The sequence below is a fragment of the Janthinobacterium sp. CG3 genome (assembly GCF_000344615.1).
Taxonomy (GTDB): domain Bacteria; phylum Pseudomonadota; class Gammaproteobacteria; order Burkholderiales; family Burkholderiaceae_D; genus Janthinobacterium.
Window position 1 is genome coordinate 3046823 of record NZ_KB467824.1, and the last position, 12042, is coordinate 3058864.

Annotated in this window: 11 protein-coding genes and 2 riboswitches; all 11 genes read right to left on the reverse strand. The window is 67.1% G+C overall.

Features of this window, described 5'->3' with window-relative positions; all coding sequences use genetic code 11:
- Positions 1–29: 29 nt before the first annotated feature.
- A riboswitch (glycine riboswitch) is annotated at positions 30–130 on the reverse strand.
- Positions 131–134: 4 nt separating this feature from the next.
- Positions 135–234, reverse strand: a riboswitch (glycine riboswitch).
- A 170-nt stretch (positions 235–404) separates the two neighbouring features.
- The gene (locus JANGC3_RS0113295) at positions 405–1235 is read right to left on the reverse strand and encodes a sulfite exporter TauE/SafE family protein (RefSeq protein ID WP_198292021.1); all 831 of its coding nucleotides are present in this window, start codon (positions 1233–1235) and stop codon (positions 405–407) included.
- A 112-nt stretch (positions 1236–1347) separates the two neighbouring features.
- A complete protein-coding gene (locus JANGC3_RS0113300) occupies positions 1348–3762 on the reverse strand; it encodes a hypothetical protein (protein ID WP_017876983.1) in 2415 nt (804 codons plus the stop codon).
- Positions 3763–3911: 149 nt separating this feature from the next.
- A complete protein-coding gene (locus tag JANGC3_RS32685; RefSeq protein ID WP_157406410.1) occupies positions 3912–4151 on the reverse strand; it encodes a hypothetical protein in 240 nt (79 codons plus the stop codon).
- Positions 4152–4373: 222 nt separating this feature from the next.
- The gene (locus JANGC3_RS0113305; protein WP_026132937.1) at positions 4374–5525 is read right to left on the reverse strand and encodes an IS110 family transposase; all 1152 of its coding nucleotides are present in this window, start codon (positions 5523–5525) and stop codon (positions 4374–4376) included.
- A 95-nt stretch (positions 5526–5620) separates the two neighbouring features.
- Positions 5621–6376 (reverse strand): ABC transporter permease, encoded by a 756-nt coding sequence (locus tag JANGC3_RS0113310; protein WP_017876985.1) that lies wholly within the window; start codon positions 6374–6376, stop codon positions 5621–5623.
- Between the two features lie 3 nt (positions 6377–6379).
- The gene (locus JANGC3_RS0113315; RefSeq protein WP_017876986.1) at positions 6380–7396 is read right to left on the reverse strand and encodes an ABC transporter substrate-binding protein; all 1017 of its coding nucleotides are present in this window, start codon (positions 7394–7396) and stop codon (positions 6380–6382) included.
- A gap of 40 nt (positions 7397–7436) precedes the next feature.
- A complete protein-coding gene (locus JANGC3_RS0113320) occupies positions 7437–8216 on the reverse strand; it encodes an ABC transporter ATP-binding protein (RefSeq protein ID WP_017876987.1) in 780 nt (259 codons plus the stop codon).
- A gap of 136 nt (positions 8217–8352) precedes the next feature.
- The gene (locus JANGC3_RS0113325) at positions 8353–9036 is read right to left on the reverse strand and encodes a Crp/Fnr family transcriptional regulator (RefSeq protein WP_017876988.1); all 684 of its coding nucleotides are present in this window, start codon (positions 9034–9036) and stop codon (positions 8353–8355) included.
- A 236-nt stretch (positions 9037–9272) separates the two neighbouring features.
- Positions 9273–9932 (reverse strand): response regulator, encoded by a 660-nt coding sequence (locus JANGC3_RS0113330; protein ID WP_017876989.1) that lies wholly within the window; start codon positions 9930–9932, stop codon positions 9273–9275.
- Between the two features lie 39 nt (positions 9933–9971).
- Positions 9972–11261, reverse strand: coding sequence for a GAF domain-containing sensor histidine kinase (locus JANGC3_RS0113335; RefSeq protein WP_017876990.1), 1290 nt, complete (start codon positions 11259–11261; stop codon positions 9972–9974).
- A gap of 171 nt (positions 11262–11432) precedes the next feature.
- A complete protein-coding gene (locus JANGC3_RS0113340; protein WP_026132939.1) occupies positions 11433–12014 on the reverse strand; it encodes a DJ-1/PfpI family protein in 582 nt (193 codons plus the stop codon).
- Between the last annotated feature and the right edge of the window lie 28 nt (positions 12015–12042).

A 12042-nucleotide genomic window follows, 5' to 3' on the forward strand; every position in this document is an offset into this window, starting at 1 on the left:
TCCGCGCACACACGCGCAGCGGACACCCCCTCTGTTCTGGACCTGAGAGATTCACGTATGGCCGCTTGGGGCGGGCATCGCTTGCTCCTTCGGTGCACCGGACGACGAAAGCTCCGGCAGCTCTTCAGAGTTCAACTGCAATATCGGTCCGTTTGCCTGAGAGTTTCCGGGGCGGTTGCTCCTTCGGCGCTGTCCTGCGGGTAACCGCCGTACAGGCTCTCCCGATATCACGTATGGCGCAAAGCCAATTCAAATCGTTGCCGCCGCTTGCGCGAACGAGCGTTGCTAGCTTACAGCAAGGACGGTGGCAATTTCAAACTTTTTCTGACGAATAGTTGTTTTCGACGGCGGCCGCCGACCGCCGTTGGGCGAAACGGCGCCGTTTCACGCCGCGCGCCGGGTATTTAATGGCCGTTGGCGCCCTGGTAAATCAGCTGCACGCCGGTGACCAGCAGGCCGATTTGCGCGATCCGGAAAAACCACACGGTGCTGACGCGTTCCTGCAGCCAGACGCCCAGCGCGACGCCAAGCGGCACCAGCGGCGCCAGCGTCAGGCTGGCCAGCAGGTTGGCGCCGCTGAACTGGCCCAGCCACGCGTACGGCACTAGCTTGACGGCGTTGGTGATCAAAAAAAACACGTTGATGGTGGCCAGGAAGGTGACCTTGTCCAGGCGCCGCGGCAGCAGGTACATCAGCACCGGCGGGCCGCCGGCGTGGGCGACGAAGCTGGTGAAGCCGGACACCGCCGCCATGCAGGCGCCGGCCACCTTCGACGGCGGCGAGCGCTGCTCCTGCGCCTTGGCGTCGCGCCAGCGGCTGGCCACGAACAGCACGGAGATCGCGCCGATCAGCAGGCGGATCGTCGATTCGTTGAACAGGCCGAAGGTCAGCGCGCCCAGCGCCACGCCGACCAGGGCGCCGGGAATCAGCGCGCGCACGATGCGCGCGTCCCATTTGCCGAAGTAGACGCGCAGGCCGACCAGGTCGGTCAGGCACAGCAGCGGCAAGACGATACTGGCGGCCTGCCGGGGCGACAGCGCGATCGCCATCAGCGGCACGGCGGCGCCGCCCAGCGCGCCGCCGAAGCCGCCCTTCGAAACGCCGATCAAGAGGACGGCGGGAATGGCGACGGCGTAGAAAATCGGATCGGTGATCATCGGTGAAGACGGGGCGTGGGCGTGGATCGGAGGCCCGCGGAAGGCGCGGCGCGTCAGCTGCGAATGAACAGCAGACAAGAATATAGCCGAACGCGCCGCGCCCCGCTGGCGGCGCCGATTTTCGTCGGTCGGGTTAGCCCGCCAGGGCGTAACCCGACTGGCGTCGGATTAGCCGTTCCACCCATCCGACCTACGAGACGCCATTAGCGTCGTCGAAGTCGATGAACATGGCCGACGACCAGACCTTGCTGTCGTCGCGCTGGCGGCCGAACAGGTACACCGGACGGTGGCCGAACGGGCCGTTCGCCGGCGCCACGTCGAGCGCGCCGGCCAGGCTGGTCGGCAGCGCCCGCTCGGTCAGGCGCTCCAGCGCCAGGAACAGCTCGGTGCCGCCCAGTTCCAGGCGCATGCCGCCGTCGCGCAGCAGCTGTTCGCCGCTGACCTCCCAGCAAAACGTCGGCGCGTGGACGAAGGGGTTGCGCTTGAGCGGGTCGCCGGTCTTGGCGTAGCTGTCGATAGTGCCCTCGACCTTGACGCTGCAGTGGCGCAGGTTGCTGACGTCGATCTCGACGCCGTCGGCGTCGCCGTAGGTCTCGCTGCGAAAGCCGATCTCGGTCGGCCCGGCGCGCCAGCACACCTCCTCGTCGTGCTCGAAGCCGTGCGACTGGAAGCGGTTGATGGTGCCGTTGCGGATCGTGATGCGGCCCTGCCACGCGGCCCAGCGGTAGCGGTCCGGTATGCGCGCGCCGCCCCAGCGCAGGCGGATCAGGCGTTCGGAAAACCCCAACTCCCGGTGCAGGTTGCGCTGCCAGATGCGCCCGCTGTGGTCGTAGGCGGCCAATTCCTCCCAACCGGCCGCGCCGAGGAAGTCGTACTCCAGCGTGGCCGGCCCGCGCAGGCGGAATTCGTCGCCCTGGAGGTGGGCGCCGCAGCGCACCAGCAGCGCGCTGTGCTCGCCGGTGGTGGCCCAGGTGTGGCGCGCGCGCAGGGCGCGGCCGATGCTGTGGCGGTCGAGCCGCTCGGCCAGCACCCCGGTCAGGCCGCCGTGCACGCCGAACACCTGGGTGCCGGGCGGGCCGCCGCCGGGCCGGCCGCGGTGCTCGTCGCCGCTGGCGGCCACGCCGATCTTGTAGCCGCGCTCGATCACGTCCTGGTACAACCAGCCGAAATGGCCCCAGCTCGAGGCGATTTCGACGAGCCGCTCCAGCTCCGGGTGGTGCCAGTCCGGGATGTAGCGTCGGCCGCCGACGTGCGGCATGATCAGGTGCCGCTCCGGCTCGCCGACGTAGGCGGCCCACAACTCCTCCACCGGCCAGCGCCCCAGTTCCACCGCGTCGCCCTTCATGTCCTCGTTCCAGACGAAGGTGCGGTTATGCTCGCCGCGCCGGTTGTACGGGAAGTCGGGCGCCTCGTCGCCGAGGAAGACCACGTTGTGGTCGCCGCCGGCGGTGGAACTGCCGCACCACTCCTGCACCGGATAGCAGACGAAGCGGCCCGGCTGGTTGAACTCTTCGACCGTGTCCACGCCCAATTGCCAGTTGGCGTCGGTGATCTGGAAATCGTTGGCGGTGTAGCCCAGCACGTCGATGCCGCCGATGTCGCGGGCGTAGGCGGCGTTGTAGGCCGGGCTGTTGGTGCCGACCGTGTCGCTGGCGTGCACGTGCAAATCGGCGTAGAACGAGCGCGGCGCCGGGAAGCGCGCGGCCACCTCCACCAGCGCCGTGGCGGGCCGCACGGCGCCGCCGCCGACGTACTCGGCGAACACGCGCAACTCGCCGGCGGCGGCCGGCAGGTCGTCGACGCCGACGCTGGCCCAGCCCTCGGTCGGCACGGCGTGGCGCGCCTGGTACACCTGCGCGGCGCCGGCGAAGGCGCGCACCAGCAGCGCGCCGCCGGCCCCCAGGCAGGCGTTGCCCCAACGGTCTTGCAGCGAAAAACGGAACGGCAGGCGCTCGCCGGGTCGGGCGAAACGCGGCCCGGCCACCAGCAGGCGCGCCGGCGCGCCGGGCGCGACGTCGATCACCACGTCGCCCGGCACCGGCGCGAAGCGCGACGTCCCCAGCGGATCGACGTAGCAGCGGAAGCGGAAGCGGTCCTCGACGAAGGTTTGCACCCGCGTGCCGGCGCCGCCGCCGCGGCGGTCGCCCAGGCGCACGATGATATGGTCGCCGGCGTTCAGGTAACCGTCGACGACGTCGACGATGACCGCCTTTTGGAACGGCCGCTCGTGGCCCTTCTGGTCGAAGCGCACGCTGAGCGACTGCACCGTGCCTGGGCTTTGGCCGGGCGCCAGCGGGCCGGCCTGGTATTCGGCGCTGACATAGTTGGCGGCGGCCGGATCGCTGGTCTGGAACAGCGCCCAATCGGAATAGAATTTAAAGGTCGCCTTGAACCAGCCGCCGTCGGCCAGCCCGGCGGCGCCGACTTCGTAGTCGAGCACGATCTCGTGCCAGCTGCCGGCCTCCAGCCGCGCCACGTCGCAACGCACGCTGCCAATAAACGGCAGCGCCTTGTTGCGCTCGTACAAACCGACGGGCGCGAAATGCGGCCCGAGGCGCTCGCGCAAGGCCGCGTAGCGTTGCGCGGTCGAATCGTGCTCACTCATACATACTCCTAAAAAAATCCGGGTGAATACCGCCAAGTCAAGCTTTCGCAGGTCGGATTAGCGAAGCGTAATCCGACGCCGAGCCGCCGCCGGCGCCAGTCGGGTTGCGCCCTTTCGGGCTAACCCGACCTTCTATGATGAATTCCAAGTCAACTGGTTTTTCGCAAATTTATCCTATCCCTTGTTTCGGTATCGGCGGGGTCAAGGGCGGGCGAAGCCCGGCGAAGCGAACCCTTGACGCCGCCGATACCGAAATATGCTGGTCCATGGCGCCATGACGCATATTGCGGCTTGGCGCCATGCCGACCTGTTTCGTTTTGGCCTTCGTTCATTGCCAGCGCTTTGCTTTCGTCGTTCGTACAGCCCAGTTCGAAGCTCTCGGTCATCATTGCGTGAGACTTCACGTCCCACCACCTTCTATCCGCTGGTTTTGCTACCCCAGCCTAATTCTGCATGCGCGTTGCGCTTAGTGACCTTGATGCGTGCAAGCCCCATCTACTAGGGTCGGTTGCCATGGGCAACCAGGTCGGGTTACGGGCCTGCCTACTCCTTGCTGCTGCGTACTTCAACGTAATGCCAACTACTGGTACTGAACGTGCCGCCTTACTCCCTTATGCCGCTCGTTTCAACTGCGCCCCTTCGGGGACGATCCCATGCTCCAGGTAGCGCCACAGGGCGACCACCAGCTTGCGCGCCACCGCGACGATGGCGATGCGCTTGCCGCGCTTGTTCTGGCCTCCCTGCGTGCGCCGGGCGAACCATTTCGTCATCACGCTGTCGGGTTGGTAGCGCAGCCAGAACCAAGACATCTCGATCAACAGCGCGCGCACGCGCCGGTTGCCCTGCTTGCTGATGCCCTGGTCAACCCGGCTCTCGCCGCTGTCGTAGGGCTGCGGCACCAAACCGACGCAGGCGCCCACCTGCCTGCGGTTCTCGAATTTGCGCCAGAACAGCTCCAGCACCAGCCTCGTCGCGCCCACCGGCCCCACCGCCTTCAACCGTTCCAGGTCGGCAATGCGCTGGCGCACCTCCGGCGGCAATTGCTCCGCCATCCCTTTTTCCAGCGCGGCCAGTTGTTGCTGCGCCAACTCCAAACGTTTGCACTCCTGTTCCAGCCGCTGCTGCAGCTGCGCCGACAGCGGATCGCCGTCGTAGCAACACAATTCCCGCTTGTTCAGCCGCGCCCCCACATCGCCGCCGACGCCATCCCAGCAGCCGACGGTGCGCAGCAGCTTGCGGATCCGGTCGCGGTGCTGCTGCGTTTCCTTTTGCAACTCGCCGCGGTCCCGTACCACGTGCCGCTGCGCCTCGGCCTCCACCGTCGGAACACGGATCACGTGCATCCGGTCGTACTCGCCACGCAACCAGCCCCGCAATGTCAGCACCAGCTTGATCGCGTCGAGCCGGTCGGTCTTGGCCCGCCGTTTGTGCCGCTCGACGGGAATGCTGGCAGGGTCGCAGATCACCACCTCGTAGCCCAGCTTCGAGAGGGCGCGTTCAATCCAGAAGCCATCCTGACCAGCCTCGTACAGCACGACGGTGCGTACCTCGGCGGCCAGGCCCCACTTTGCCTTGAACTTCTCAATCTCCTGCACCGTTTCGTTGAGGCGCCCCGCCGCTGTCTCGTCGGAAACCGTCTGAATCGCCGGCTTCTCTCTCTTTCCGTCGTGCAAGGCAATTTTCCAGCTCTTGCTCGACAACTCTAATGCCACTGCAAAAACTTCGACTTCAGGCGTAAAATCGTTGGCGCGGGTCGGTTGCATGATTTTCTCCTAAGTTGATTCTTCGAACCTTCACTTTAGGATTAATTTGCGTCTTTTGCCGACCCGCCTTCATTCATAGTATCTACGAAAATCCGCTAGTGGCTGCGCCAGGTTTGGTAGTGCCGTTCGATGCGGCGGAATACCAGGCTTTCGGCCAGCCAGGCGATGAAGCCGATCAGGGCGATGCCGAGCAGGACCTGGCTGGCGTTGCCGACCTGTCCGCCCAGCGAGACCATCCAGCCGATGCCGCGCGTGGCGCCGATCATTTCGGCGGCCACCAGCGCGCGCCAGGCCTGGCTGAAGCCGACCCGCAGCGCCGCCGTCAGCGCCGGCAGCGACGCCGGCAGGTAGACGTGCAGCAGCAGTTGCAGCCGGCTGGCGCCGAGGATGCGCGCGGCCCGCACTTCGCCGCCGCGGATCGATTGCACCCCTTCCTGGATCGTCAACGCCATCGGGAACACGGCGGCGATGAAGATGACGGCGACGATGGCCAGGTAGCCCAGCCCGAAGACGATCATCGTCAGCGGCGCCCAGGCGATCGGCGGGATCGACATGAACAGGCTGTTCAAGGGGGTGATGAAGTCGCGGAAGCCTTTCGAGACGCCGGCCGCCGTGCCCAACGCCAGCGCGACCACGCTGGCCGCGCCGAAGCCGACCAGTTCCTCGAGCAGGCTGGCGCCCAGTTGCGGCCAGAGTTTGCCGCTGGCCAGCCAGCGCCAGCCTTCCTGCGCCACCTCCCACGGCTGCGGCAGGATGTAGGCCGGGAAGCGGCTGGCGGTGACGCTCCACAGCAGCAGCAGCGCCGGCAGCGCGGCCCAGCTCCACGACGCCCTGGCGATCACGGCGCGCATGGTTTAACGCTTCACCCGCGGCTGGTCGGCGCGCTGCTGCCAGCTCAGGTCGACCACTTGGCTAACCTTCAGCTCCTTGTTCAGAAATCCCAGCGCCAGCGAATAATCCATCAGCCGCTGGATGAAGCGCAGGTCGCCCGGCTCCAGCCGGTCCGACCAGCCCAGCCGCTTGCGCGCCTGCTGCACCACGGCCGCCGGCGCGACGGTGGCGCCGGCGGCCGTCTTGACCGGCGCAATCTGGAAGGCGTCGGCGATGATGCGGTTCGACTCTTCCTGGTGCTCGTTGAGGAAGGCGATCGCCTTGCGGTGCGCGCGCAACACTTTGACGACGTCGTCGGGGCGCTCGGCCAGGGTCTTCGGCACCGCCATGACGACGTACCACGGGTAGCGCGGGATGCCCTGGTTGACGTCGAGCAGCACGCGCTTGCCGCGCAACAGCGCGTCCGAGACGAACGGTTCCCACGTGAAGGCGGCGTCGACGAGGCCGCGCTCGAGCGCCGCGTTCATGTTCCCGACCGGCATGCTGACGACGTCGACGTCGCGCTCGGGGTCGAGGCCGCCCGCTTCCTTCAGCACGTAGCCGCGCAGTAGCACGTCCATGCCGCTGCCCTTGGCCACGCCGGCAATTTTCTTGCCGCGCAGCCCGGCCAGGCTGGTGATGCCGGCGTTGCCGTTGGTAATGAGCGCCGCCTGGCCGTAGTTGACCTTGGCCAGGATGCGGCTGTTCAGGCCGCGCGCGTACCACTGGAACACCGGCGGCGCGCCGATGTAGGCGATGTCGAGTTCGCCGGCCGCCAGCGCCTGCTGCACCACCGGGCCGTCGCCGAACGAGGTCAGTTCGACCTTCAGGCCCTCCTCGGCGAAGTAGCCCTTCTTGTCGGCGATCAGCGCCGGCGCGTTGGCCAGCGCGTGGACCCAGCCGATGCGGATCGGTTTGCCGGCGCCCTGCGCGGCGGCGGGCGCGGCGGCGGCCAGCGCCAGCAGCGGCAGCGACAAGGTCGCCAGGAGTGTCTTGATCATGCGTGCTTTCACAGTTCGGGGCGGAATCGGGGCGGCGGCGTCAGGCCGGCTGGGCGGCCGGCGCGATGCGGTCCATCAGCTCGTTGCGGTAATCGTTGAAGCGGGCCAGCTTGCGCGTGTCGCGGTGGATGCGCGGACGCGGCAGCTCGATGCGCAGTTCGCTTTGGATGCCCGCCGGCGCCGTGCCCAGCACCACCACGCGGTCGGCCAGGAACACCGCCTCGTCGATGTCGTGGGTGATGAAGACGACCGTCTGGCCCAGGTTCTCCCACAGGCGCAGCGTTTCCTCGTTCATGCTGTTGCGCGAAATCGCGTCGAGCGCGGCGAACGGTTCGTCCATTAGCAGCAGCGTCGGTTCCATCACCAGCGTGCGCGCCAGCGCGACGCGCTGCTGCATGCCGCCCGACAACTGGTACGGCAGTTTGTCGGCGGCGTCCGCCAGGCCGACCATCGCCAGGTAATGGCGGGCGCGCTCGCGCTGCTCGGCCACGCCGATGCGCTTGCCCATGCGCAGGCCGAAGCGCACGTTGTCGAGCGCGTTCAGCCAGGGGAACAGTTGCGGCGACTGGAACACGTAACCCAGTTCCGGCGTCTCCGGCGTGACCGGCGCGCCGTTCACGGTAACGCTGCCGCGCGACGGCTGGTGGAAGCCCGACAGCAGGTTGAGCAAGGTGCTTTTGCCGCAGCCGGACGGCCCCAGCAGCGCGATGAACTCGCCCGGCCGCGCCCGCAGCGACAGGTCGCGGAACACCACGTGCCCGTTCGGGTAGGCGAAGTCGACGTGGTCGACGGACAACTGCGCCATGGCTTGGGTTTGCATGTCGATCTCCTGCGGGGGTCGCGAAGGTCCGAGCGAACCGTCAACATGCATGGTACGTGTGAAGCTTTAGATAACGAACGAAGCAATCCGCATATCGATATGCGGGTGCTGCGGAAGTTAAAAACACGGGCAATCGCTACGCTGCCGCGCCGCCGTACAATTTCAGCGCGTCGGCCGATGCAATGCTGATCAGCGAGCCGCTGACCTTGATCAAGTGCTGCGCGCTGAGCTGGTGCAGCACCCGCGACAGCGTCGCCGGCGCCAGGTTCAGCAGCGACGCCAGCAAGCTTTTCTTCAACTCCAAGCGCACCTCGGTCGAGCGTTGCAGTTGCGACGCCTGCAGCAGGTATTCGATCACGCGCTGGGTGGCGTTCTGCACCGAGCAGCGCTCGACGTTGCGGATGAAGCCGAGCAGGTGGTCCGACAGGCTGGCCATCATCTGGCGGGCGATGCGCGGCGACTGCTCCAACAGGCGCAGCAGCGCGGCCGGCGGAATCCGCAGCAGCAGGGTGTTGTCGAGCGCCTCGGCGCAAAACGGATACGCTTCGTCGAGGAAGATCATCGGCTCGCCGAAGCTCTGGCCCGGGCGGATCAGTTCGAGCACCTTGTCGCCGCCGTCCGGCGTGGCAATGCTCAGTTTGACCATGCCGAACACGACGATGTAGGCGCCCTCGGCGACCTCGCCCTTGCGGAACAGGATCTGCCCCTTGTCGAGTTCGACGCGACTGACGTCGGTGCGCAGCTGTTCCAGCTGGATCGGCGAGATATGGCGAAACAGCGCCTGGGTTGACAGCAAGCCGCCGACGTTGACCTTACTCATGACACTCTCTTTTCAATCGATTTGACTAAGGTCAAGTGTAGGCGCGCGCGGCGGCCGCGGCTATCCGCCGATGGAACTAGGCCGGCCAGCCAAACGACGGGGGGATAAGCTAGCGTGTCGTAGCTCGGATTAGCGGGAAGCGTCATCCGGCAATGTTGGCCGAAGCACGACGCGCTGCTCCAGGCCAACATTGTCGGGTTACGCCGTTTCGGCTAGCCCGACCCACGAACATCGGCCTATTTGCCGATGCCGTGCTCGACGGCGTAGACGGCGATTTGCACGCGGCTGCTCAATTGCAGTTTCTTGAGGATGTTCTGGACGTGGATTTTGACGGTGCTCTCGGCAACCGACAGTTCGCGGGCGATTTCCTTGTTGCTCTGGCCGCGCGCCAGGAAGCCCATCGCCTCGCGCTCGCGCGGCGTCAACCGCACCGGCGGCGCGGCCGGCGCGCCGGCCTGCCCCTGCGCCGCCGAACCGGCGCGCAACTGCGCCACCAACTTGCCCGTCATGGACTCGGCGACGACGGCCTCGCCGGCGGCGGCGCGGCGGATCGCCTCCATCAGCTTGTCGGCCTCGATGTTTTTCAGCAGGTAGCCGCGGGCGCCGGCGTGCAGGGCCGCGCCCAAGTCCTCGGCCTGCTCCGACACCGTCAGCATCAGCACCGCCGTGCGCGGCAAGTCCTGCATGATCAGCTGCAGCGCCTCCAGCCCGGACAGGCCGGGCATGTGCAAGTCCATCAGCACCACGTCCGGGCGCAACTGCTTGGCGCGCTTGACGCCTTCCAGGCCGTCGGCCGCCTCGCCCACCACGTCGAAGTCGGGATTGCGCTGCAGCAGCAATTTGACGCCGCTGCGCAGCAAGGTGTGGTCGTCCACCAGGAGGATTTTGATTGTCATGCCCGCACGCCTTCGCTCTGCCTAGTTACCGCCATTATGTCACGCCACCTGGCGGTTTTCGCGCGGCAGCGACAGGCTCACCGTGGCGCCGGCGCCCGGTTCGCTGACGATGTCGAGCTGCGCGCCCAGCCGCAGCGCGCGTTCGCGCATGATGCTCAGGCCGACGTGCTGCTCCGATTCGCCCAGCTGCGCCGGGGCGAATCCCCTGCCGTCGTCGCGCACCGTCAGCGCGAAGTCGCGGTCGTTGTCGACGTCGACCCAGACCGCGCCGGCGCCGGCATGCTTGCGGATGTTCGACAGCGCCTCCTGGAGGATGAACAGCACCTGCAACTGCTGCTCCGGCGCCAGCGGCGCGCCGCTGCCGCGCAGTTCCAACGCGCACGGCAGGCCGCTTTGCCGCTCGAACTTGGCCAGCACCTCGCGCACCTTGGCGTCGACGTCGCCGCCCGGCCAGCGCGTGCGGAAATTGTGCAGCAGCTCGCGCACGTCGCAATAACTTTCGTCGACGCCGGCGCGCAGCAGCGGCACCACCTCGGCCACCTCGGCCAGGTTGCCGCGCCGTACCGAATCCTCCAGCAGTTGCGCGTGCAGGCTGATCAGGTTCAAGCCCTGCGCGATGCTGTCGTGCAAACCCTGCGCCATCAAACCGCGCTCCTGCGCCACCGCGACCTGCTTTTCCAGCGCGATCAAGCGCTGGTTGTCGACCGCGATGCCAAGGCTGCGGCCCAGCGTTTCGAGCAACCGGAGGGTGGCGGCGCCCAGCCCGCGGCGGCGCCCGAAATGCAGCGAAAAGCTGCCGATCGCCTCCTCCCGCACGCGCACCTGGAACACCGCCAGCGAGACGAAACCCTCGTCCGCGCAGCGGTAGAGCCGGCCGGCCTCGCGGCCAAGCCGGCGCAGATCCTTGACCACGATGACGCCCTGGACGATCGCCTCGCCGCACAGGCAGTCCTGGGCCCGGATGCAATGCTCTTGCTCGATCAACTGTTCGGGGATGCCCTCGTGCACGACGATGTGGACGTTGCCGCGCTGGCGGTCGAGCGTGCGCACGGTGCCGCCGTCGGCGCCGCTAAAACGCATCACGCGCAGCAGGAAACCGCGGCACAGTTGCTCGATGGTCTGCTGCGCGGCCAACAGCGCCGTGACGTCTTGCAGCGCGGCCATCTGGCTGGCCTGCGCGTCGAGCTGGGCGGCCTGCTCGCGCACGCGCCGGGCCAGCGCGCCGGGCGTGGCGCCGGGTGTGGCGCCGGCGTCGGCGCGGGCGCGCACGCGGTTGGCAGAGCGCAAGGAGCTGCGTTTGACGGGGGCGATGCTGCGGTGCGGGTTCATGGTCGTGCTCTGGCTTAGCTTCGGAAATCCGATGACAGGCGATATCATCGCATGCCGCCGGTTAGCGGGCCGGCAACGCTGAAAATCGACCGCAGGCAAAGGGCCGGGGTCGGACCTTCCGGTCCGGCCCCGGGGCTACGCCCTTGGTTTTCAAGGACGATCCGGGCGTTTCTACAACTTGATTTCGGTGCCGAGCAGGACCAGGAATTGCGCCAGCCATTGCGGATGCGCGGGCCAGGCCGGCGCCGTGACGAAGTTGCCGTCGGTGACGGCGTCGTTCACCTCGACTTCGGCGTAGTGGCCGCCCGCCAGTGTGACTTCCGGCGCGCACGCCGGATACGCCGAGATGCGCTTGCCCTTGATGACGCCGGCGGCCGCCAGCAGTTGCGCGCCGTGGCAGACGGCGGCGATCGGTTTGTTGGCGCTGGCGAACTGGCGCACGATCTCGATCACGCGCGGGTTCAGCCGCAGGTATTCCGGCGCGCGGCCGCCGGCGATCATCAGCGCGTCGTAGGCGGCCGCGTCGACCTCGGCGAAGCTGTAGTTGAGCGCGAATAAATGGCCCGGTTTCTCGGTGTAGGTCTGGTCGCCCTCGAAGTCGTGGATCGCGGTTTTGATCTTGTCGCCGCTCTTCTTACCGGGGCAGACCGCGTGCACCGTGTGGCCGACCATCTGCAGCGCCTGGAACGGCACCATCGTTTCATAATCCTCGGCGAAATCGCCGGTCAAAAATAAAATTTTCTTCGCCGCCATGTAGTTCTCCATATGAAAGATGACGCCG